Consider the following 20646-nt stretch of genomic DNA (forward strand, 5'->3'; position numbering starts at 1 on the left):
GAGGAAACATGTCCGAGCAACTGCCCAACCTCGACCTTTCGCTGTTCGATCTGCCGCCTGCGGGGACCCGCACCAGTGAGCACAAACCACGCATCCTGCTGCTCTACGGATCGACTCGCGAGCGTTCATTCAGCCGCCTGCTGGTGGAAGAAGCCGCGCGCCTGCTGGAGCACTTCGGCGCCGAGACACGTATCTTCAATCCTTCCGGTCTGCCATTACCTGACGACGCGCCGGTAGAGCATCCCAAGGTGCAGGAGCTGCGCGATCTGGTGCAGTGGTCTGAAGGCCAGGTCTGGTGTTCGCCGGAGCGCCATGGCGCACTGTCAGCGGTGTTCAAGGCGCAGATCGACTGGATTCCCCTTGCGCTCGGCGCCGTGCGCCCCACCCAGGGCAAGACGCTGGCGGTGATGCAGGTCTGCGGCGGGTCACAGTCGTTCAACGTGGTCAACCAGTTGCGCGTGCTCGGCCGCTGGATGCGCATGTTCACCATCCCCAACCAATCCTCGGTGCCCAAGGCTTACCTCGAGTTCGACGACGCAGGGCGCATGAAGCCTTCGGCGTACTACGACCGTGTGGTAGACGTGATGGAAGAACTGGTGAAGTTCACCTTGCTGCTGCGTGATCGCCAGGAGTTCCTTGTGGACCGTTATTCGGAGCGCAAGGAAAGCGCCGAGCAGCTTTCCGCCCGCGTGAATCAGCGCTCGATCTGAGGTCGCCATGGCAATCGAAATCAGGGAAGCCCGCCCGGAGGACGCTGCAGCGATCCAGGCGATCTACGCCCCTATCGTGACCGGCACGGCGATCTCCTTCGAGGAAATACCGCCGACCATCGAGGAAATGCGAGAGCGCATCGTCACGACCCAGCAGGCCTACCCGTACCTTGTCGCGGAGCGCGATGGGCGCCTGGTTGGCTACGCCTATGCCAGCCAACACCGGGCGCGTGCCGCGTACCGATGGGCGGTCGAGGTGACCGTCTACATCGCGGATGGCGAGCGACGTTCTGGCGTCGGCCGCAGGCTCTACTCCGAGTTGCTTCCCGCCCTCGCGAAACAGGGGTTCAACGCAGCCTATGCCGGCATTGCGCTGCCCAACGCTGGAAGCGTCGGTCTGCATGAACGTCTGGGCTTCCAGCACGTCGGCACTTTCCCGCAGGTCGGTTTCAAGCAGGGCCAGTGGCACGACGTGGGCTATTGGCGACTGGAACTCAGTTCGCCAAGCAACTCACCCCGCGATCCCCGTCGATACCCGGAAATCAACCGCTGAACGTCCGCCATGGGGCGGAAGCAGATCTTCACTGCTGGCCGAATCTACCGCCGCTCCGCTTGCTTCCTTTGACCGAGATATACAACACAGGGCCCATCGAAACGGATACCAGCGTCAGCAGCAAGTAGAGAAGTACGCTGTAGCTGGAGTCTTCGCGACTGCGCCCCTTATTCATGATCAACGAATTCAGCCCGATATCCAAAGGTCTCAGGGAGCAGTCCGAGCAGCCTCGCCTGCTGCTCCCATTGCAGGTCCGGATGATCGGGAAGATAGCCGACGCATTGTCCCTGACAATCTCAGGCAAAAGGCGCGTCGCTTTGGACAGTTCATGCCGACCGCGGCAGTAGCTTGCTGTCGACAGCGATATTGAACAGCGCCAGATCACGATCCTTTTTTGCGATTTCCAGTCGAACTCTGATGGCCCAAATGTCCCTGACTCTCAGCGACTTCAGACTCCTTTCAGATTCGCCGCTGATACTCCCCTCATCGAACGACCCCTGGGGGGATCACCATGACCCAGCAAGAATGGAGCGGCCTGTTTCCATTCCACTTTGGCTCTGTCATCGAGCGACAAGCCCGTCTGACCTTGCGCCGCGAGGGCGACTCCGACCGCGAGGAGCTTGAAACCTTCATCCACGAGCGTTTCGAGTCCATCCACCACGCTGACGTCCACCACTATCTGCCGGAGCTCATCGGGCTGCAGGACAGCCACGGGCGCTTGATCGCAGCCGCCGGCATCCGTCCGGCCAGTCACGGGTCGCTGTTTCTCGAGCGCTACCTGGACGAGCCACTGGAGGGTGTTGTGTCGCGGCTTGCAGGCCATGCCGTCGGGCGTGAGCAGTTGGTCGAGGTAGGCAACCTTGCCGCCCTGAGTGCTGGCAGCGCGCGCGTGATCATCACCGCCGTGACCTGGCTGCTGGCCGCGCGCGACCTGCAGTGGGTCGCCTTTACCGGCGCCTCCACCCTGGTCAACAGTTTCCACCGATTGGGATTGGAGCCGACCGTGATCGCCGAAGCCGACCCATGCCGCCTGAATGGCGAGCTGGCCAGCTGGGGCAGCTATTACGCGCAGCACCCCCTGGTCTACGCAGGAAACATCCGTTACGGCCATGACGAGCTGGAGCGCGCGGGTGTGTACAAGCGCATGGGTTTCCCGATGCTGTTGCAGGAGGCCGGCCATGCCGCATGAACTGAACACTTTTCGTGAGGTGCTGCAGGCGCACGCCACGAAGCATGCGTCGACAGTGGCTATACGCGGAATCACTGGCAACGTCACCTATGCCCAGCTTCTGGCTGAAATTGAACGTCGCGAAGCCTGGCTACGAGAGCAACCCGAAGGGCCGCTTGCCCTTGCATTGGAGAACGGCCCCGAAGCGCTATTCTGGGATCTGGCCGCCCTCTTCGCTGAGCGCCCTTGCGTCATCCTCCCGCCCTTTTTCAGTGCCGCCCAGCGCCTGCATTGCCTGATGCAGACCCAGGCGACGCTTGCCGTCGCCAACGACGCCTTCGCAGAAGATCTGCGAGCAGCCGGCTTCACACCAGGCGAGCGCTTCTGGGAGCGGCCGTCCGTTGTCGACGCCGACCTACCGGCAGGCACTGCCAAGATCACCTACACCTCCGGCAGTACCGGGTCGCCCAAGGGCGTATGCCTGAGCGCCTCGTCACTGCTGTGCGTTGCGCAGGAGCTCGAAGCAGCGAGCCGTCCCAGCGGGCCCACGAGGTACCTCGCAGTACTTCCGCTGGCTGTCCTGCTGGAGAACCTCGGTATTTATGCAGCGCTGCTGGCGGGAGCCAGCATCACGCTCTATCCGCAAGCACAGATGGGCATCGGTGGCGCCAGTCAGGTCGACTGGAAACGCTTCCTCGGCACCATTGCACTCAGCGGCGCCGAGAGCCTGATTCTGGTGCCACAGCTCCTGCTTGGCCTGGTCACCGCCATCGAGCGCGGCATGATGAAAGTCGGCTCCCTGCGCTTTGTCGCTGTGGGTGGTGCCAAAGTTGCGAGCAGCTTGCTGGAGCGCGCCGAGGCAGTGGGTCTTCCGGTCTTCGAAGGCTACGGGCTCTCCGAATGCGCCTCCGTGGTTTGCCTGAACCGCCCCGGCGATCAACATCCAGGCAGCGTGGGGCGCCCTCTGCCGCACGTCCAGGTGCGTATCGCGGATGACGGGGAAGTACTGGTTCGAGGTTCGACCCTGCTGGGCTACCTGGGCGAACCTGCTTTCGACAGGGAATGGTGGCCAACCGGCGATCTCGGTCATTTCGACGCTGCTGGCTTCCTCTACCTGGCGGGCCGCAAGAAGAACCAGTTCATCACCAGCTTCGGTCGCAACGTGAATCCCGAGTGGATCGAGGCCGAGCTTTCCCAGACAGGCGTGATCCTCCAGGCCTTCGTCCACGGCGAGGGGCTGCCGCGCAACTTCGCACTGCTCTGGCCCATCGACCCAGGCATCAGCGACGAAGTCATCGAGCAGGCCGTGCAGCAATGCAACGCCGGATTACCCGATTACGCACGGGTTCATGCCTGGAGACGCCTACCCGGCCCCTTTAGCAGTGCTGACGGAACCCTGACCAGTAACGGCCGGCCGCGCCGCCAGGAAATCCTCCGCCGCCACCAGCCCCTCATCACCGAACTCTCGCAACCCTGAGGTCTGCCATGAACTTCTTCGACACGCTCCAATCCGTCACCACTCAGGAACGCCAGGCGCTGTTCAGCGTCCCTGTCATTCGCGACGCCCTGAGCGGCGTTGTCAGCTTGGAGGGTTACATCGCCTTCCTCACCCAGGCCTATCACCACGTTCGCCATACCGTGCCACTGATGATGGCTTGCGGCGCTCGTCTGCCCAGCCGACTTGAATGGCTGCGCGGTGCAGTCTGCGAATACATCGAGGAGGAATACGGCCACGAGCAGTGGATTCTCAATGATATTGCCGCCTGCGGAGGCGATGCGGAGCAGGTGCGTAACAGTCGCCCCAGCCTGCCGATCGAGCTGATGGTGGCCTTCCTCTATGACTTGATTGCCCGCGACAATCCCGTCGGCCTGTTCGGCATGGTCAACGTCCTCGAAGGTACCAGTATCGCGCTGGCTACCCAGGCCGCCGGCAGCATCCAGCAAGGACTTGGCCTGCCGCCGACGGCATTCAGCTACCTGAGCTCCCACGGCGCGCTCGACCAGGATCACATGGCGACCTATCGCGGGTTGATGAACCGCCTGGATCGTCCGGAAGATCAAGAGGCGGTGATTCATTCCGCCAAGGTCGTCTACCAGTTGTACACCGAGATGTTCCGAGGCCTGCCGCGCGCCCACCAGCCAGAGGTGCAGCATGCGTCTGCGTGAGTCGGTGGTGGTATTGACCGGTGCCAGCGGCGGCATTGGTCTGGAACTGGCCAGCCAGCTGTGTGCGGGCGGCGCGCGAGTGCTGGCGATCAGCCGACACCTCGGCGGTCTGGCGGTGCTCATGAATCGTTATCCCCATCAGTTGCGCTGGCACTCTGCCGACCTTCGTACCCAAAGTGGCCGGCAGGAGGTAGCTACCGCTGCCTGGGCCATGGGCGGCGTGAACGTGCTGATCAACGCCGCAGGCGTGAACCGTTTCGCCCTGCTTGAGCAGATCGATGAGGACACGCTGGACGACCTGCTGGATCTCAACATCAAGGCCCCGCTGCAGCTGACCCGTCTGCTGCTGCCATTGTTGCGCGAGCAGCCTCATGCGCTGGTGGTGAACGTCGGCTCCATCTACGGCTCCATCGGCTATCCCGGCTACGCGAGCTACAGCGCCAGTAAGTTCGCCCTGCGGGGATTCTCCGAGGCGCTTCGACGCGAGCTGGCTGATACCACCGTCGACGTTCTCTACGCGGCACCACGTGCCACCCGTACTTCGATGAACACTTCGGCAGCCAACGCCCTCAACCAGGCGCTGAAAGTCGGCATGGACGATCCGGTCGATGTCGCGCGAGCAGTGCTTGATGCGGTGCAGAACCAACGCAGCGAGCTGTATCTGGGATGGCCGGAAAAACTCTTCGTACGCCTCAACGGCATGCTGCCCGGCCTGGTCGACCGCGCGTTGCGCAAGCAGCTCCCACTGATCCGCCGTTACAGCGATGCCAACGCCAAGGAGCACAGCAAATGAAACGCCTGATACTCGCCAGCCTCATTGCCTTCTCTCCGCTTACCTGGGCACTCGATCAGGCCGGCAGCCAGCACCTCGGCGCGATCCAGCAACGTTGGGCGCAAATCCAGTACCAGTTGCCCGAAGCACAACGCGCAGCCGCTTTCGAAAAGCTGGCGAGCGACGCAGAGGCCTTCACCCGCGAGCAGCCCCAGGCTGCGGAAGCCTGGATCTGGAACGGAATCGTCACCAGCAGTTGGGCCGGCGCCACAGGCGGGCTTGGCGCGCTGGGCAAGGTCAAGGCTGCCAGGGCAAGCCTGGAGAAGGCCCTGGCACTCGATCCAGACGCTCTGCAGGGGTCGGCCTATACCAGCCTTGGCGCACTCTATGATCGAGTGCCTGGCTGGCCCATCGGGTTCGGTGACTCGGACAAGGCAGATGAACTGCTGCGCAAGGCGCTACGGTTGAATCCAGAAGGCATCGACAGCAACTACTTCTGGGGTGACCATCTCTATCGCCAAGGGCATTACGTCGAAGCGCGTGCGGCTTTGCAGAAAGCCCTGCAGGCACCGCCACGGCCCGGCCGTGAGCTGGCCGACCAGGGCCGGCGCGGCGAAATCGATGCTTTACTCAAGACGATCAAGGACAAGCAGGACTAAGCATGCGGCTGCTGATAGTCGAAGACGATCCCGCGCTGGGGGAAGGTATCTGCAACGGACTGCGCCAGGAGGGTTACACCATCGACTGGCTGCAGGACGGGATGAGTGCGTTGCACGCCTTGCAGCAGGAGACATTCGATCTCGTCGTGCTGGATCTGGGACTTCCGCGCCTGGATGGCATCGAGGTGTTGCGCCGGTTGCGTGCCGGGGGCGATGCGGTACCCGTGCTTATCCTGACCGCCCGTGACGCGACCGATGATCGCATCGCCGGACTCGATGTCGGCGCCGACGACTACCTGGTCAAGCCGTTCGACCTCAATGAGCTGAAAGCTCGTCTGCGCGCGCTGCTTCGACGTAGCGCAGGTCGCGCCAAGGTACTGATCGAGCATGCCGGGGTGACGCTCGACCCGGCCACTCGGCAAGTCAGCTACCAGGGGCAGCCCGTCGTGCTGACCCCGAAAGAGTATCGACTGCTCCACGAGCTGCTGTCCCAACCCGGCAAGGTCTTCACCCGCGAGCGGCTCACTCAGCTTCTCTACGGCTGGGACGAGGAGCCCGAGAGCAACACGCTGGAAGTGAACGTCTACCACCTGCGCAAGAAGCTCTGCAACGATCTGATCCGCACCGTTCGCGGCATCGGCTATCTGGTGGAAGGCAAAGCATGAGCTCGTTGCGCCAACGCACGCTCTGGCGAGTCATGCTGCTGTTGCTGGTCGGTACCGGCCTGCTCGCGCTCTACAACTATCACGACAGCAGCCACGAGATCGACGAGATCTACGACGCCCATCTGGCGCAGAACGCGCGCCTCCTGCAAGGCGTCATGAGCATGCCCCTGGACGACAAGGATCGCCATGCGTTGTACCTGGCATTCAATGAAGCACTGAGCCAGGCGGGCAAGCATCGCGTCGGTCATCCCTACGAGAGCAAACTCGCGTTCCAGGTGTGGCGCATCAACGGTGAAGTCCTGGTGCATACGGTCAGTGCCCCGAGCTTCACTCGTCCTCTGACCGAGCCAGGTTTTTCCAACATCATGGTGGGGGAGCAGCGATGGCGCAGCTTCGTGCTTCCCGTGCCGGAGCGCCAGTTGGTGATCTGGGTCGGTGAGCGCAACGATGTGCGCGACGACCTGATCGGCCGTATCGTCCGCCACACTCTGTTTCCCTTCCTGATCGGAAGTCTCGCGTTGGCATTGCTGGTATGGCTGGCCATCGGCTGGGGGCTGCAACCGCTGCAGAATATGGCTCGTGTCATCCGAGCGCGGCACGCAGAGTCACTGGAGCCACTGCAACTCGTGCCGCTACCCCGGGAGCTGGAACCCATGCAGGCGGCGCTGAATCGACTGCTGGGGCAGATCGATGAACTGCTGCGTCGAGAGCACCGATTCATCGCAGACGCTGCCCACGAGATGCGTACGCCCCTGGCAATCCTTCGCCTGCATGCGCAGAACGCGCTCGAAGCCAGGAGCGATGCCGAGCGAGATAAAGCCCTGGAGTTCCTGGTTGGTGGCGTGGATCGTCTCAGTCGCGTGGTAAATCAGCTGCTGACCATGGCGAGGATCGAGCCGCGGCTGGGGCAGCGCAACTGGTCAACGGTAGATCTGGCGGCAGTCGCTACGGAGACCATGGCAGAGATGACACCCTGGATTTTGGATCAGGGGCAGGAACCGTCATTGGATATCTCCGAGGGCAACTATCAGCTTCAAAGCGACGCGGGCGCTTTGGGGATTGCCCTGCAGAACCTGGTCGCGAACGCAGTAAATCACTCGCCAGCTGGCGGTCGAGTCAACGTCACGCTGCACCGTGAAGGTAACGGGATTGTACTCAACGTAGAAGACCAGGGGCCTGGCATCGACGAGGAAGACCTGGAGCGTGTCTTCGAACGCTTCTACAGCAAAGGTTCCGAGAACGGCGCCGGACTGGGCCTGTCCATTGTCGGGATGATCATGGAGCGGCTTGGAGGCAGCGTACAGTTGAGCAATCTCCCCTCCGGCGGACTTCGCGCAACGCTGAGGGTCATCCCTGCTTCCTGAGCACCGGTGTCCGCTACGGATCGGAATCGCACAATCTTGCTGTAGCGGCTTCTGCCCAGGCAGTTCACCTTCATTGCCGACGCTACTCTGAAGCCAATCCACCTCCGTTTGTCGAAGGCTGCCTGGCCACGAAGCGAAACCGCTAGAATGGCTGGAACGCCCGTATGCCGGGGCTTACGTGATGACCAACAGTCAACGCCCATCCCAGCTCTTCCAGGTCAGTTGCCTTGCCTGTTCGCTGAGCCGCCTTTGCCTTCCAGCCAGCCTGACCGAAGGTGAAGTAGCTGAGCTGGACCGTATAGTGCGTCGCAACCGACCGCTGCACAAAGGGGAGTATCTGTTTCGCGCCGGCGAACCGATGCGGCAGGTCTTCGCCTTGCGCTCGGGAGCGCTGAAGAGCTACCTGCTCGAGTCCAATGGTGATCAGCAGGTGACCGGCTTTGCCCTGCCCGGCGAAATGATTGGGCTGGATGCAATCGGGCCGCCCTCCTTCCGAGGGTTCGCGGTGGCTCTGGAGACTTCGCTGGTATGCGCCATCGACCTGGAGCAGTTGGAGGACCTCTCCGGGCGCATTCCCGGGCTGCGCCACCAATTACTGCATATCCTCAGTCAGGGTATCCACGGCGAGCACGAACACATTCGCTGCAACCGCGAGCGTGCCGAGCAGCGGCTGGCCCAGTTTCTGCTAAGCCTGTCGGCGCGCTACCAGCGGCGCGGACTGCGCCAGGACCGTTTCACGCTGTGCATGACGCGTGGCGATATCGGCAACTACCTCGATCTCACCTTGGAAACCATCAGCCGGTTGTTCACTCGCTTCGTGCAGACGGGCCTGATCGAATGCGAGGGTCGGGAGGTACATTTGCTCAACCACCAGGAGCTCTGCCGATTGAGCGGTATCGAAGGGCAAAGCGCCGCAACCGAAAAACGCTGAGCCTGCCCTCCTGGCGCCACCTTCTTGATGTGCCAGAACACCATTTTGATTCGCCTCAAAGCGCCGCGGACCTCCTCGGCGGAGGCTGCTCCGGGCGTGCCAGCGGGTGCTGGCGGTGCTGGACCAGGCCACCGCGGCGCCGCTCAACGGGTGGCCCTCAGCCAAGGCTGAATCCCGGCATGAGGTGCGGGCGTTACTGGCGGCGCTGCTGGAACGGCTTATCACCTCCAGAGAGCAGAGAAAACGCGCCCCGGCCCTGAAGCCGGTGAAAGGTTGACACGTGCTCTCCGGCGGCCGGTTGGCCCCCGGAGGCGATGAGATTGCCGCCATTTGATCACGATCAAATTCACCCCACCCTCCCGGCGTACAAGTGAGTCAGCGGCTGAACCGCATATCGGCACTGCGCCAGGAGGTTTTCATGTCCACTCATCCCCAAGCCAAAGACGAGGGTCTCGATGAACACTGGGTCGAGGCCTTGCCGGATGGAACCCACGTACTGATCCGTCCGTTGCGGCCGGAGGATCGCCAGCGTGAAGCGGACTTCATCGCGCGCTTGTCGCCCGAGGCGCGCCACTTCCGCTTTCTCTGCACCATGAAAGAAGTCAGTCCCTCGTTGCTGAACCAATTGATGGCGGTGGACTTCAAGGACAGCGTCGCCTACGTGGCGCTTTCGCACCAGGATGGAGAACTGGTGGAGATCGGCATCAGCCGCTACGCACGTTGCGCCGAGTCCCAGCAGTGCGAATGTGCAGTCACCGTGGCGGATGCCTGGCGTCATCGCGGGCTGGCCGTGGCGCTGATGCGCCATCTGATCGAAACGGCCAGGCAGCAAGGGCTACAGCAGATGTATTCGGTAGACGCAGCAGCCAACAGCGCGATGCACGAACTGGCGCACTTCCTCGGCTTCACCAGCCGCCCGGACCCGATGGATTCCACCCAGAGCATTCACACCCTGCAACTGCAGCCAGCGCCGTGAGGCGGGGAGGCAACGATGCGCACGCAACTTCTCTGCACCAGCGACGGCCGCTGCTACGTCCAGCTCGATCAATACCGGGTGCCTTTTGCCGATGAGCGTCAGGCCCGGGACTATCTGGAGCGGCTGCATGAGCGCCTCGCGGCGCCCCATGCATGGCCTCAGGTTCAACGTTCGGACCGCGAACGCCGGCGCGCCGGCTGAGCGTACTCAGCGGGCCGCTGTCATGGTCGCCGAGCCGTGGGCCCGCCCTTTGCCGGGGACTCGACCCAGAGCGAACGAAGGTCGCAGATGATATGCGCCGGCTCGCTGATCGACACCAGACACACACGGTTCTCCCAGCGATCCCAGAGAAACACGTATTCACTGTCGCCACCGGCAGGCGTGTAGCGCAGAGCCATCCAGGCGACGCAGGCGATCGCCCAGACGGTGAACAGCGCGACGAGAAACGCCAGCACTTTCATGATCCAGTCTCAGGGTCGGACTGCCAGGATGCTGGAGTTCACCCGGTACAGCGCCTGCTCCGTGGTACTGCCGATGATTTTCGCCAGCCCGGCGTGATAGAGCGTGCCCATGACGACGACATCCATGCGCTGTTGCTCAGCGAACTCGGCTATCACACGGGAGGCGCTGCCCTTGACGAAGTGCTGGCAAGGCAGCCCCACATTGAACCGGCTACCGATGCGCTCCATCTGCTGGCGCGAGCGCCCCGCGGCCAGCTCCGCGACATCCGGCGTCCAGGCCACCGGCCCGGCGGCATAGGCCAGGAAGCCGGCGCTGACGTCGTAAGCCTGCAGCAAGTGAAGCTCGGCATCGCATTGACCGGCGAACTGTTGTGCCATTTCGACGATACGCTGGTTCAACTGGTCGACCTCCGGATCATCCTGGGAGAGATCAATGGCGGCGACCACCTTGCGCGGCAGAGGATGAGTCGCCTGGCTGACCAGGTGGAGCGGCACAGGCGACTGGCGCAGAAGCTGCCAGTCCAGCGGATGAGTCAGCGCACGGCTCAGCGCGGGCTCATAGCGAGTGTCCTTGAGCAGCAGATCGATGTGATGCCGCCTGATCAACGCAATGATGTCCTCCAGCGGATCATCGCTCCAGACGGCCTCGGCGCTGGCATCTATCCCATGGCCACGCAACAATTCCAACTGATCGTCGAGCCAGGTGCGCTGACGCCCCTGGATCTCCTCGCGAACGCTCTGCCGGCCGTTGTAATCGAGCACCGACAGACCAGCTGGCAGGCTTCCCAACACCACGATGTGCAGGCGCGCATCGAAGGCGCCCGCCAGTGCCTGAGCGCGGGCCAGCGCCGGGGAATAGTGGAGATCGGGATCGCAGATCAGCAGCAGGCGAGCATAGGCGTTCATGAGGCCTCCGACGCATGGCGGTTGGACGAGTCGCTATGAGCCTGGGCTTGCCCGGGATGTCGTACTTTGATGTCGATCAAATGCGTCCGCTCAAGCGATCGAAGCGCAGTACCGGGCCGTCTGCAGCTGGCAGGGACGTGTTTCCCGCTCCCGGCAGCGCGCACTCAGCCCGTATCCAGATTCGATACGCCGGGACGCCATGCCATAGACAAAGACGGGCGGCCTTCAGCGCCAGCGGCGCAGGCGCGGAGCAGTAGACGAGGTCGGGCAACTGCAGGCTGAGCTGCGCTCTGAGCCGCTCCAGAGGGCAGTCCTCGACTGGCGGGATCAGCAACCCCAGCGAATGCAGCCAGCGGCGGCAATCGTCGGGCAGGCAGGCCTGGCTGGATGCGTCCTCAACCAGCACCAGTTGCACCCAGGGCAGCCAGCAGGCGAATTCGTCGATGGCGGCGGCCACGGCCAGGATTCCATCGACACAGGCAAAAACCAGCAGACGAGAAACGCCAAACGGCAAAGGCCAACCCACCCCCAGAGGGCCGCGATAAAGCAACGGTCCGTCCGTGCGCAGCGGCACTCCGTGTGGGCTGGCCGCCAGGATGCAACGACGGTCACGCCCCGGCAGGCTGACGTAGTTGAAGGCCCTGGCAGCCTGTACGCGATCATCCAGCAAGCAGTACTGGCCAGGAATGATCGACTGTGTCTCGTCATCGTCCAGCTTCACGCGCAGGCATTGCGTCGAGTCCGAGATCGACAACTCCTCAAGCACCTGCACGCGACCAATCGTCTGCCATTCCATGCCGCGCCTCCACGGCAATCGCCGACAGGGTGCGCCGGCTTTGACTCAGGCTAAGAAGCCGCAGGCCAATCACCTTGATCGCCATCAAGTTGCGCCCGGGAAAATCCATGTGATCGCCGGGGCGGCATTTGATCGGCATCAAAGTCGGTCGGTATCAGGGTCGCAGAATCGAACGGCCTCGCCCGTGAGGCGACCCTTTTTCCTGCGGAGGAATTCATCATGTCCGAGCCCGCTAAAAAAGTACCCGTCAGCGCCGTCCCCCAACAACCGACCAAACCTTCGGAGTCGCCCGCCAACCCGTTCCACCCGTGGCGTCCGTTCGACAGTCTGCGCCGTCAGATCGACAGCCTCTTCGACGACTTCGGTCGCGCGCCGCTGAGGCTCCCCTTCAGCCACAGTCCGTTCGATGCCGACCAGTTCTGGCGCCGCGAACCTTTCTCCCATGGCCTACCCGCAGTGGACGTCAGCGAGCAGGCGGATGAGTTCCGAATCAACGCCGAGTTGCCCGGCATGGACGAGAAGGACATTGAGGTCAAGCTGGCCAATGGCAGCCTGATCATCAAGGGCGAGAAGAAGGAAGAGAAGAACGAAACCCGCAAGGAATATCACCTCACGGAACGCCGCTACGGAAGTTTCGAACGAGTGTTCCGCCTGCCCCGCGAAGTGGACCCCGAGAAGATCCAGGCACGCTTCAGCAAGGGCGTATTGCAGGTGCAGTTGCCCAAGCGGGCGGAAGCGGTGCATCCGGAGAAGGTCATTCCGGTCAAGACCGCCAAGTGATGCGTGGGCGCTCCCGCCGGGAGCGCCTTCCCGCTTCACGGCACAGGAGTCGGGGCGATACCACCCGATTCAGCGAGGGGCTGCGCAGCGACGGTGGCGGCACGCCGTTCAATCCTGCCCGTTGATGCTTGCGAGGTGCACCATGAGTCAGATCCAGAAACTGCTGCTGATCGCCCATCCCGACCGTCACGACACACCGGGTTTGCAGCGTGCCACCGCCCTGGCAGGGCAATGCGGGGCCAGCCTGCATGTCATTGCCTGCGTGGAGCCGTTCGCCACCTTCGGTCTGCTGGCCCGGCACGTACAGAACGATGCGCGCGAGAACCTGCTGATGGCCCAGCGCGAGCGCTGGGAGAACGAATGCCGTTTGCAGCGTGGACGCGGCGTGGGCGTGGAGATGACCTCGTCCGTCCTGTGGACCACCGATCTGCGTACCGATCTGCTGCAGGCCATCGGTGAGCTGCAGCCGGACCTGGTGATCAAGGACATACAGCATGAGTCCGCCTTCAAGCGCTCATTCGTTACTCCGCTGGACTGGTTCCTGCTACGCGAGTGCCCGCAACCGCTGCACCTGGTGCACAGCGCGCAGCATCCCCTGCCCCGACGCATCGTTGCGGCGGTGGACCCTGCCGATCCACGAACCCTGGTCAACGGTGTCAACGATCGCATCATAGCGACAGCCAATGGCCTGGCGCTGCAATGCAACGCACAACTACACCTGCTGTACATCTATGACTGCATGCCCGCCTACATGGCCAACCGCGCGGAAGGCGCGGTGGCCTGGGTCGATCTGGTGGAGGACATGCGCGCCTCCCTGCACCAGGCCTTCGTCCGCCTGGCGGACGACCATGGCGTGCCGCAGGAGCGACGCCACTTTCTGATGGGTACGCCACTGCGCGGAGTTTCACGCTTCGCCCAGGAAAACGAGATGGATGTCGTCGTGATGGGCCGCGTGCACCGCACCGGCGTAGAGCGGTTGATTGGCAGCACCACGGAGCATGTCCTCGAGCAGATTCCCGGCAGCGTACTCGCAGTGGGGGCATGACAGGACAACACGGATGGGGGCGCAATCGCAGAGTTTGATGGGCATCAAAGTCGCGCAACGCACCTCGTTCCAGCCTGCATTTGAAGTGGGCCGCGCCAGAGGCGAAGACCATGGACCAGTACCATAAAGTGTTCTTCATCGCCACCCCTCACTGGCGGCAATCGGCCGCCTATCGAAGAGCCTTGGCGATTGCCCGTCGAAGTCATGCCGCGCTGCATATCGGCATGTTCCTCGAACCTCGCCTGGGCATGCCGTTTCTTTCCGATCACCTGCGCGACGAACTGCTGGAGCAATGCCGCGTCGACATCGAGCGTGACGCGCAGGAGCTGCGCAGCACCGGGATGGATGTCACCTGCGAAACCCTCTGGAGCGCCGAGCCCTGCCGGGAGATTCTCGATCGCGTAGCGACGCTCAAGGCGGACCTGGTGATCAAGAACGTTCACCACGAGGCGGCACTACGCAGGGTCTTTGTCACACCGCTGGACTATCGCCTGCTCAGAGCCTGCCAGGTTCCACTGCACCTGGTGGCCGAAGCACTCAATCCGCTGCCGCTGAAGGTAGCCGCCGCCCTGGATGTTGCAAGACCGGAGCTGCTGACTAGCGGGCTGAATGAAGGGATCATCGAAGCTGCGCGCAATCTGGCGAGCCTGTGCGGCGCAGAGCTGCATTTTCTCCACGCCTGCGACCTGCCGAGCGCCATCGACTACGACTCGGCCACGCTGAGCAGCAGCTGGGACTCCAGCTATGCCGAGCAGGTCCGCATCTCGCTCTACCGCACCTTCAACCATCTGGCCGACCGCTGGCAGGTTCCCATGGAGCACCGCCATTTCGTCCTCGGCCCTGCCACCCAGGGCATTGCCAACTTCATGGACGACCATCGGATCGATGTGGTGGTCATGGGCATGCAGAGCCGGCTGGGGCTGGACCGCATCCTGGGCAGCACCACCGAACGCCTGCTGTACCGCATGTCCGGCGGCATGCTGGCCGTCGGAGCGGACACAACCGGCCATCCAAGGCTGCCACCGGGCAGCGCGGAACTGTCATGACGTGCATCACCTGCTCCCCATCGGCACCCGGGTGCACCGAGTAGTCGCCACGCAGCCATGCAGGGAGACTCGTCGATGCCACGCGGTCCACGAAGCGGGTGGGCCTGGTGCGCGAGCGCAGAAAATGAGGGCTCCGCCACCAACGGCGGAGCCCTTGACAGGTGTCAGCGCACTACGTGCAGGTAGTGCAAATGCCGTTCGTACTGATCGAGGATGTCGGCAATCACGTCGTCACGGCTCCAGCCCATGATGTCGTAATCCTGGCCACCTTCGCGCAGATGCACCTCGGCGCGGAAGTACTTGCGGGCTTCACCGCCATCGCTGTCGTCGAGCACCATGAAGCTCGGGCTGGTAAAGGCCCGTGGGCGAACCTCATAGCGGAAATGCGCTTCGCCCGAAGGCGAGAGGTCGAGGCTGACACGGCCATCGTCCAGTTCCACGACCGTGACCTCCTGCCCTTGCTTGCGCAGCTCTACCGCCACTTCGTCGCAGGCCGGACGGACCACCTCGCTGATGAAGCGCGTAACGTGAGCGCGGCGAGGCTTCATGGCGATGTTGCGCAGTCGACGCTGCCAGCCGCCTTCGTGATGGGCCGCATGGCGCGGTGCGGGCAGCGCCTGGTTGCGCAAGCCGCGCCGCGTGGCATCCAGGTTCAACGCACGGAACAATCCCCAGATCGAGGCCAGCAGGATGATCGAGAACGGTAGCGCACTGGCGATGGTCGCCGTCTGCAGCGCCTTGAGGCCGTTAGCCAGCAGCAGCGCCACGGCGACCACGCCGATGCTCACCGACCAGAAGATGCGCTGCCACAGCGGCGAATGGGCATGCCCCGAGGAGGCGAGCATGTCCACCACCAGGGCGCCGGAATCGGCCGAGGTCACGAAGAACACCACCACCATCAGCACCGCCACCATGGACACCACGCCCGACAGCGGGAAGTGCTCGAGGAAGGCGAACAGCGCCAGTGAGCTGTCCTGGTCGACCACAGTCGCCAAATCGCGCACGCCGTCGTTGAGGATCATGTGGATGGCCGAGTCGCCGAACACCGTCATCCACAGCAGGGTGAAGCCGGCCGGCACGAAGAGCACGCCGCAGACGAATTCGCGGATTGTCCTGCCACGCGAGATGCGCGCGATGAACAGCCCCACGAAGGGCGACCAGGACAGCCACCAGCCCCAGTAAAGCAGCGTCCAGCCGCCGATCCAGTCGGTGGGCTGATAGGCGTAGAGGTTGAAGGTCTTGTTGACGATGTCCGACAGGTAGGCCCCGGTATTCTGCACGTAGGTCTGCAGCAGGAAGACGGTCGGGCCGAGCAGCAGCACGAAGAGCATGAGGATCACGGCCAGCGCCAGGTTCAGCTCGGAGAGGATGCGGATGCCCTTGTCCAGGCCGCTGGCGACTGAAAGCGTGGCCAGGCCGCAGGTCACCGTGATAAGGATGATCTGTACCGTGGGATTCACCGGCAGGCCGAACAGATGGTGGAAACCGCTGTTGATCTGCAGCACGCCGTAGCCTAGCGAGGTGGCAACGCCAAACACCGTGCCGATGATGGCGAAGACATCCACTGCGTGGCCGATGGGCCCGTAGATGCGCTCGCCGATCAGCGGATAGAGCGCCGAACGCAGCGTCAGGGGCAGGCCCTTGCGGAAACTGAAGTACGCCAGGATCAGGCCGACGATGGCGTAGATCGCCCAGGCGTGCAGCCCCCAGTGGAAGAAGGTGATCTTCATCGCCTCGCGGGCCGCGGTAACGGTGCCCGCCTCGCCCACCGGCGGGCTGGTGAAGTGCATGATCGGCTCGGCGACGCCGAAGAACATCAGGCCGATGCCCATGCCCGCGGAAAACAGCATGGCGAACCAGCTGCTGCTGCGGTACTCCGGCTCGCTGTGATCGGGACCGAGCTTGATGTCACCGTAGCGGCTGACCGCGAGGAACACCACGCTGATCAGGATCAGCGCGACGGCGAGGATGTAGAACCAGCTGGCATTGCCGAAGATCCAGCGCTGCACGCTGTCGAACTGCGCCTGGGCCTGGGCCTGGAAGACCACGGCGTACAGCACGAGCAGGAAGATCAGCGCGGCGCTGGTGTAGAAAACCGGTGGATTGAGGGTGCTGCGGGGGCGGGACGAAGTCTCCATCAAGTGTTATCTCCTGTAACGCGTCAGCCTGCGCCAGAAGCGGGCGCAAGCGCTGCCAAGGGGAACCTTTTTCGGCATCGAAGAATCTCGACGGGGCATCGCTGCCCTCCCCCGATCGAACTCAGGGGCAGGCGTTCGCGCCCCCTGCACTGGCCTGCGCCACCTGCTCCGCCAGCTTGCACAGGTTACTCTGATGCGCGGCGACCAGGCTGTCCACGCTGTTGTCCGCGCGGGTCTGCAGGCTGCTGCGGCAGGCCGGAGACTTTTCGCCGCCGCCCGTGCTCAGGCGCCATTGCGTATCCACCAGCGAATACTGCCCCGGCACCGAATCAAAGCGCTGCAGGATGACGCGCTCGACGCGCACCTGGGCGCTGGCGGGCTGCCGGGCTGGGCCGGCAGCAAGGTGTGAGAGTGCACGGGCGCGCTGCTGGCAGTCTTCGACCCCATCATCGTGGCCCTGACCACGTCCTGAAAGCCTGATTGCCAGAGCCCAGGAGCGCGCCGGGGACGGCGGTCAATGATGGTGCTTGTGATTGTGGTGATTTTCATGGTGGCCATGGCCATCGTCGGCCAGGTTGTTGCCGATGGCGCTGCCCGCAGCACCGCCCAGCCCCGCCCCCACCAGGCCGCCGGTGGACCCGCCCACCTTGCTGCCGATGACCTGGCCACCCGCCGCACCGAGGCCGCCACCAATGGCCGCCTCGGTCTTCTTCCCGTCCTTCGCCGACATCGCGCCACCCGTCGCACCGCCGACTCCAGCGCCGATCGCAGCGCCAGTGCTGCCACCGACGGCATTACCCACCACGCTGCCCAGGGCGCCTCCGACACCTCCACCGACTGCCGTGTTCGTGGTCTCGCCGGCCATGACGCCTTGTGACGCCAGGATGGTAAATGCCAGTACAGAGAGGGACTTTCGCATCATTGACTCCAGAAACTGTATACAAGACAACCAGTCTGGAGGATGCGAAACATGCGGACAAACCAACCTTCACGGTTCATGGACCTGCGTCAAGCAATCGGCCCGCTATGTCCCCGCCCGTCGCTTCGGCGCCCCCTCCGCCACGCCCAGCGAGGAGTCAGCCAGTGGCTCGCCCGTACGGCCTGGACGGCGCGTCCAATCCTGCCTCTGCCCGCTTGGAGGCCACACGGTGCTTGCACTGGCAGCCGGCACAGTCGAACGTTTCGCGGCTGACAATGCCGTCTACACTCAGCGCAGTCGCAGCATGCAGAGGCGGGAAACTCGATGCTCAGATGGCCTTCTGTCGTACTTCTTTCATGGTTTGCCGGAGCGGCCATCGCCGACGAAATACCGGATGCTGTCCAAGCCTGTTCGGTCTGCCATGGAATGCATGGCGAAGGCACCGCGCAGGGACCGGTGCTGGCCGGCCTCTCGGCCAGCTACATCTCTGCGCAGGTCGCGAACTTCAATTCAAGACGACGCAGCAACGCACTGATGGGGCCGATGGCCGAAGCCTATGCCTCGGCCGATCTGCTGCAGCCTGCCGCCGCCTATTTTGCCGCCCAGGGCAAGCCGCCCGTGCTCCAGGTGCGGGGCCAGAACCTGGTCGCCGCGCCGGCGGAGAAGCTCTATTACCAGGGCGACATGGCTCGCGACATTCCGGCCTGCTTCAGTTGCCACGGCCCCTCGGCCATCGGCGGCGGGCCCTTCCCGAGACTGGCCGGACAGCAGGCGGCCTACCTGGAGGCCCAGCTGCACGCCTGGCGCAAGGGCGAACGCAGCGGCGACCCCGACGGCATGATGGCGGCCATCGCCAAGCGTCTGAACGATAAGGACATCACCGCGCTGGCCAGCTATCTGGCAGCGATTCGCTGAGGAGCGCCCATGAACAGGCCCATGCTCTACCTGTCGCTGGCAGGCTGCATCGCGCTGCCCGTCCAGGCAGCTGACCCAGTGACCACCGCCATGGAAGAAATCACCGCGCAGCCCAAGGCGCGGGACGCCCACTACTTCACCCCGCGCGACCTTTCGCGAATCCCGGACGGCGCCTTTGGCGACAAGGTACGCCGCGGCTACCAGTTGATCGTCAACACTCAGCAGCTCAAGGGACGCTACGTCGGCAATCAGCTGAACTGCACCAACTGCCACCTCGATGCGGGCACCAGGGCTTATGCCGCCCCGCTATGGGCGGCCTACCTGGCCTACCCGGCCTTCCGCAAGAAAGACAACCGGGTGAACAACTTCGCCGAACGGGTGCAGGGCTGTTTCAACTACTCCATGAACGGCAAGGCCCCCGAACTGGGCGCACCCGAGCTGGTGGCGATCTCCGCCTACTCCTACTGGCTGCTCATGGGCGGCCTGCTCGACATGTACGGCATGCGGGACAAACCGGTACCCGAACTCAGCGATGAAGCGCTGCAACGTGGTGGCCGGGACGAATCCTTAAAGCTGCCGGGACCGCTGACCGGCAAGGTGAAGATGGAAGGCCGAGAGCGAATGCCCGGACGCGCCTTCGCCGCCCTGCCCGAGCCACCGCAAGCCTATTCCCCGCAACGGGGCGAAGAGGTTTACGCGCAACACTGCGCCGTCTGCCACGGCGCGCAGGGCGAAGGGCGCAAGATGGCTGACGTGCCGGTGATCCCGGCACTATGGGGAGCCGACTCGTACAACTGGGGCGCCGGCATGCACCGTGTCAACACAGCGGCCACCTTCATCTACGAGAACATGCCGCTGGGCAAGGCCGTGCAATTGAACGTCCAGCAGGCCTGGGACGTGGCGGCCTACCTGAACAGCCGCGAACGACCACAGGACCCGCGCTTCGACGGCACCCTCGCCAGCACCGCCAAACGCTTCCACGGCTCGGATCAGGGCTACTACGGCCAATCCGTCGATGGCGTGCTGCTGGGCAGCCGGGCATTTCCGGCCGGCGTCGGACATTGAGCCGAGCAACGCGACCGACGCAGGCAAGTCCGAGAGACCGACTACCCGCAGGGTGACCCCATGGCATCGATACTGCAGAAGGCAAAACACGAGTTCATCAAGGCGCTGCCACCGACCCTCTTCTTCTTCGTCATCCTGCACATCGTCGCCGCCATCCGCGCGCTGATGATCAAGGGCACCGGCGTTCCGCTTCCCGTGACCGCCTCGGTACTGATCGCCTCGCTGGTGCTCGGCAAGTCGGTACTGGTGGCCGACATGCTGCCCTTCATCAACCGCTTTCCCGAGAAGCCGCTGATCTGGAACGTCGCCTGGAAGACCGTGATGTATGCGCTGGTCGCCCTGTTCGTGCACTACCTGGAGCGGCTCTACGAGTACTGGAAGGAGGCGCCCAGCCTGCTGGACGCCAATGCCATGCTGTGGACGTCGATGAACTGGCCGCGCTTCTGGGCGGTGCAGATACTGCTGGTCACGCTGATCTTCATGTACTGCGTCATCTCGGAGCTGGCACGGGTGATTGGCCATGAGCGCCTGAGGAAGATGTTCCTCGGCCCGCTTCCGCCCCGTCTCAAGGACGACAACCCGGCTCAGTGAGCCGGGTCAGGTTGCAGGCC

General features: G+C 63.6%; 24 protein-coding genes and 1 pseudogene. 18 read left to right on the top strand and 7 right to left on the bottom strand.

Annotated features, from left to right (window positions below; all coding sequences use genetic code 11):
• The first annotated feature begins 8 nt into the window (after positions 1 to 8).
• Positions 9 to 710, top strand: coding sequence for an arsenical resistance protein ArsH (gene arsH, locus MJ122_RS08200; protein WP_239743595.1), 702 nt, complete (start codon positions 9 to 11; stop codon positions 708 to 710).
• Between the two features lie 7 nt (positions 711 to 717).
• Complete coding sequence (locus MJ122_RS08205; RefSeq protein WP_239743599.1) at positions 718 to 1263, top strand: arsinothricin resistance N-acetyltransferase ArsN1 family B; 546 nt, start codon at positions 718 to 720, stop codon at positions 1261 to 1263.
• A 344-nt stretch (positions 1264 to 1607) separates the two neighbouring features.
• Here MJ122_RS08205 and MJ122_RS08210 read toward each other — a convergent pair.
• Positions 1608 to 1706 (bottom strand): annotated as a pseudogene (locus tag MJ122_RS08210) (integrase); the annotation flags it as partial.
• Positions 1707 to 1774: 68 nt separating this feature from the next.
• Between MJ122_RS08210 and MJ122_RS08215 the strand changes: the two are divergent.
• The 10 genes from MJ122_RS08215 (at position 1775) to MJ122_RS08260 (ending at position 10165) form a co-directional block, all read left to right on the top strand.
• Entirely contained in the window at positions 1775 to 2452 is a 678-nt protein-coding gene (locus MJ122_RS08215; RefSeq protein ID WP_239743602.1) for a thermostable hemolysin, read from the top strand.
• Entirely contained in the window at positions 2442 to 3908 is a 1467-nt protein-coding gene (locus MJ122_RS08220; RefSeq protein WP_239743604.1) for an AMP-binding protein, read from the top strand. The genes MJ122_RS08215 and MJ122_RS08220 overlap by 11 nt, the downstream gene beginning before the upstream one ends.
• An 8-nt stretch (positions 3909 to 3916) precedes the next feature.
• A complete protein-coding gene (locus MJ122_RS08225) occupies positions 3917 to 4597 on the top strand; it encodes an iron-containing redox enzyme family protein (RefSeq protein ID WP_239743606.1) in 681 nt (226 codons plus the stop codon).
• Entirely contained in the window at positions 4584 to 5390 is an 807-nt protein-coding gene (locus tag MJ122_RS08230) for an SDR family oxidoreductase (protein ID WP_239743608.1), read from the top strand. The genes MJ122_RS08225 and MJ122_RS08230 overlap by 14 nt, the downstream gene beginning before the upstream one ends.
• Entirely contained in the window at positions 5387 to 6028 is a 642-nt protein-coding gene (locus MJ122_RS08235; protein ID WP_239743610.1) for a tetratricopeptide repeat protein, read from the top strand. The genes MJ122_RS08230 and MJ122_RS08235 overlap by 4 nt, the downstream gene beginning before the upstream one ends.
• A gap of 2 nt (positions 6029 to 6030) precedes the next feature.
• On the top strand, positions 6031 to 6693 hold the full coding sequence (locus tag MJ122_RS08240; RefSeq protein WP_088419044.1) for a response regulator transcription factor: 663 nt from the start codon (positions 6031 to 6033) through the stop codon (positions 6691 to 6693).
• Positions 6690 to 8057 carry an ATP-binding protein gene (locus MJ122_RS08245; RefSeq protein WP_239743613.1) on the top strand — a complete coding sequence of 456 codons (1368 nt, stop codon included), beginning with the start codon at positions 6690 to 6692 and terminating at the stop codon, positions 8055 to 8057. The genes MJ122_RS08240 and MJ122_RS08245 overlap by 4 nt, the downstream gene beginning before the upstream one ends.
• A 181-nt stretch (positions 8058 to 8238) precedes the next feature.
• The gene (gene fnr / locus MJ122_RS08250; protein ID WP_239743615.1) at positions 8239 to 8988 is read left to right on the top strand and encodes a fumarate/nitrate reduction transcriptional regulator Fnr; all 750 of its coding nucleotides are present in this window, start codon (positions 8239 to 8241) and stop codon (positions 8986 to 8988) included.
• 418 nt (positions 8989 to 9406) lie between these two features.
• A complete protein-coding gene (locus tag MJ122_RS08255) occupies positions 9407 to 9964 on the top strand; it encodes a GNAT family N-acetyltransferase (RefSeq protein WP_239743616.1) in 558 nt (185 codons plus the stop codon).
• Between the two features lie 15 nt (positions 9965 to 9979).
• Positions 9980 to 10165 (top strand): hypothetical protein, encoded by a 186-nt coding sequence (locus tag MJ122_RS08260; RefSeq protein ID WP_088419058.1) that lies wholly within the window; start codon positions 9980 to 9982, stop codon positions 10163 to 10165.
• Between the two features lie 20 nt (positions 10166 to 10185).
• On the opposite strand, the gene MJ122_RS08265 is transcribed toward MJ122_RS08260, so the two are convergent.
• From MJ122_RS08265 to MJ122_RS08275, 3 genes are all read right to left on the bottom strand, one after another.
• Entirely contained in the window at positions 10186 to 10425 is a 240-nt protein-coding gene (locus tag MJ122_RS08265; protein WP_239743618.1) for a hypothetical protein, read from the bottom strand.
• A 9-nt stretch (positions 10426 to 10434) separates the two neighbouring features.
• Positions 10435 to 11331, bottom strand: a complete 897-nt coding sequence (locus MJ122_RS08270; RefSeq protein WP_239743619.1) for a universal stress protein — start codon at positions 11329 to 11331, stop codon at positions 10435 to 10437.
• Positions 11332 to 11407: 76 nt separating this feature from the next.
• Entirely contained in the window at positions 11408 to 12127 is a 720-nt protein-coding gene (locus tag MJ122_RS08275; protein WP_239743621.1) for a hypothetical protein, read from the bottom strand.
• Positions 12128 to 12346: 219 nt separating this feature from the next.
• Here MJ122_RS08275 and MJ122_RS08280 point away from each other — a divergent pair, with 219 nt between their 5' ends.
• From MJ122_RS08280 to MJ122_RS08290, 3 genes are all read left to right on the top strand, one after another.
• On the top strand, positions 12347 to 12907 hold the full coding sequence (locus tag MJ122_RS08280; RefSeq protein ID WP_239743623.1) for an Hsp20/alpha crystallin family protein: 561 nt from the start codon (positions 12347 to 12349) through the stop codon (positions 12905 to 12907).
• A 142-nt stretch (positions 12908 to 13049) separates the two neighbouring features.
• Complete coding sequence (locus MJ122_RS08285) at positions 13050 to 13952, top strand: universal stress protein (protein ID WP_239743626.1); 903 nt, start codon at positions 13050 to 13052, stop codon at positions 13950 to 13952.
• Between the two features lie 110 nt (positions 13953 to 14062).
• The gene (locus MJ122_RS08290) at positions 14063 to 14998 is read left to right on the top strand and encodes a universal stress protein (RefSeq protein WP_239743628.1); all 936 of its coding nucleotides are present in this window, start codon (positions 14063 to 14065) and stop codon (positions 14996 to 14998) included.
• Between the two features lie 164 nt (positions 14999 to 15162).
• Here MJ122_RS08290 and betT read toward each other — a convergent pair whose 3' ends face one another.
• The 3 genes from betT to MJ122_RS08305 all read right to left on the bottom strand — a co-directional run bounded on the left by betT (position 15163) and on the right by MJ122_RS08305 (position 18055).
• Entirely contained in the window at positions 15163 to 17136 is a 1974-nt protein-coding gene (gene betT / locus MJ122_RS08295) for a choline BCCT transporter BetT (RefSeq protein WP_239743630.1), read from the bottom strand.
• A 121-nt stretch (positions 17137 to 17257) separates the two neighbouring features.
• Positions 17258 to 17623 carry an ABC-type transport auxiliary lipoprotein family protein gene (locus MJ122_RS08300; protein WP_275590637.1) on the bottom strand — a complete coding sequence of 122 codons (366 nt, stop codon included), beginning with the start codon at positions 17621 to 17623 and terminating at the stop codon, positions 17258 to 17260.
• Positions 17624 to 17650: 27 nt separating this feature from the next.
• Positions 17651 to 18055, bottom strand: coding sequence for a glycine zipper domain-containing protein (locus MJ122_RS08305; RefSeq protein WP_239743636.1), 405 nt, complete (start codon positions 18053 to 18055; stop codon positions 17651 to 17653).
• Between the two features lie 324 nt (positions 18056 to 18379).
• Between MJ122_RS08305 and MJ122_RS08310 the strand changes: the two genes are divergently transcribed.
• Genes MJ122_RS08310 through MJ122_RS08320 form a run of 3 tightly spaced genes read left to right on the top strand, consistent with a single transcriptional unit; the run spans position 18380 to position 20626 of the window.
• A complete protein-coding gene (locus MJ122_RS08310) occupies positions 18380 to 18970 on the top strand; it encodes a c-type cytochrome (protein WP_088421778.1) in 591 nt (196 codons plus the stop codon).
• 9 nt (positions 18971 to 18979) lie between these two features.
• Positions 18980 to 20035, top strand: a complete 1056-nt coding sequence (locus MJ122_RS08315) for a c-type cytochrome (protein ID WP_239743639.1) — start codon at positions 18980 to 18982, stop codon at positions 20033 to 20035.
• Positions 20036 to 20095: 60 nt separating this feature from the next.
• Complete coding sequence (locus tag MJ122_RS08320; RefSeq protein WP_088421780.1) at positions 20096 to 20626, top strand: hypothetical protein; 531 nt, start codon at positions 20096 to 20098, stop codon at positions 20624 to 20626.
• Positions 20627 to 20646 lie beyond the last annotated feature (20 nt).

This window comes from Pseudomonas sp. DP-17 (assembly GCF_022380625.1).
In the GTDB taxonomy this organism is placed as follows: Bacteria; Pseudomonadota; Gammaproteobacteria; order Pseudomonadales; family Pseudomonadaceae; genus Pseudomonas; species Pseudomonas nitroreducens_A.

Coding starts and splice junctions, on each gene's coding strand:
- arsH (WP_239743595.1), top strand. CDS start 9: ATGTCCGAGCAACTGCCCAACCTCGACCTTTCGCTGTTCGATCTGCCG.
- MJ122_RS08205 (WP_239743599.1), top strand. CDS start 718: ATGGCAATCGAAATCAGGGAAGCCCGCCCGGAGGACGCTGCAGCGATC.
- MJ122_RS08215 (WP_239743602.1), top strand. CDS start 1,775: ATGACCCAGCAAGAATGGAGCGGCCTGTTTCCATTCCACTTTGGCTCT.
- MJ122_RS08220 (WP_239743604.1), top strand. CDS start 2,442: ATGCCGCATGAACTGAACACTTTTCGTGAGGTGCTGCAGGCGCACGCC.
- MJ122_RS08225 (WP_239743606.1), top strand. CDS start 3,917: ATGAACTTCTTCGACACGCTCCAATCCGTCACCACTCAGGAACGCCAG.
- MJ122_RS08230 (WP_239743608.1), top strand. CDS start 4,584: ATGCGTCTGCGTGAGTCGGTGGTGGTATTGACCGGTGCCAGCGGCGGC.
- MJ122_RS08235 (WP_239743610.1), top strand. CDS start 5,387: ATGAAACGCCTGATACTCGCCAGCCTCATTGCCTTCTCTCCGCTTACC.
- MJ122_RS08240 (WP_088419044.1), top strand. CDS start 6,031: ATGCGGCTGCTGATAGTCGAAGACGATCCCGCGCTGGGGGAAGGTATC.
- MJ122_RS08245 (WP_239743613.1), top strand. CDS start 6,690: ATGAGCTCGTTGCGCCAACGCACGCTCTGGCGAGTCATGCTGCTGTTG.
- fnr (WP_239743615.1), top strand. CDS start 8,239: ATGACCAACAGTCAACGCCCATCCCAGCTCTTCCAGGTCAGTTGCCTT.
- MJ122_RS08255 (WP_239743616.1), top strand. CDS start 9,407: ATGTCCACTCATCCCCAAGCCAAAGACGAGGGTCTCGATGAACACTGG.
- MJ122_RS08260 (WP_088419058.1), top strand. CDS start 9,980: ATGCGCACGCAACTTCTCTGCACCAGCGACGGCCGCTGCTACGTCCAG.
- MJ122_RS08265 (WP_239743618.1), bottom strand. CDS start 10,425: ATGAAAGTGCTGGCGTTTCTCGTCGCGCTGTTCACCGTCTGGGCGATC.
- MJ122_RS08270 (WP_239743619.1), bottom strand. CDS start 11,331: ATGAACGCCTATGCTCGCCTGCTGCTGATCTGCGATCCCGATCTCCAC.
- MJ122_RS08275 (WP_239743621.1), bottom strand. CDS start 12,127: ATGGAATGGCAGACGATTGGTCGCGTGCAGGTGCTTGAGGAGTTGTCG.
- MJ122_RS08280 (WP_239743623.1), top strand. CDS start 12,347: ATGTCCGAGCCCGCTAAAAAAGTACCCGTCAGCGCCGTCCCCCAACAA.
- MJ122_RS08285 (WP_239743626.1), top strand. CDS start 13,050: ATGAGTCAGATCCAGAAACTGCTGCTGATCGCCCATCCCGACCGTCAC.
- MJ122_RS08290 (WP_239743628.1), top strand. CDS start 14,063: ATGGACCAGTACCATAAAGTGTTCTTCATCGCCACCCCTCACTGGCGG.
- betT (WP_239743630.1), bottom strand. CDS start 17,136: ATGGAGACTTCGTCCCGCCCCCGCAGCACCCTCAATCCACCGGTTTTC.
- MJ122_RS08305 (WP_239743636.1), bottom strand. CDS start 18,055: ATGCGAAAGTCCCTCTCTGTACTGGCATTTACCATCCTGGCGTCACAA.
- MJ122_RS08310 (WP_088421778.1), top strand. CDS start 18,380: ATGCTCAGATGGCCTTCTGTCGTACTTCTTTCATGGTTTGCCGGAGCG.
- MJ122_RS08315 (WP_239743639.1), top strand. CDS start 18,980: ATGAACAGGCCCATGCTCTACCTGTCGCTGGCAGGCTGCATCGCGCTG.
- MJ122_RS08320 (WP_088421780.1), top strand. CDS start 20,096: ATGGCATCGATACTGCAGAAGGCAAAACACGAGTTCATCAAGGCGCTG.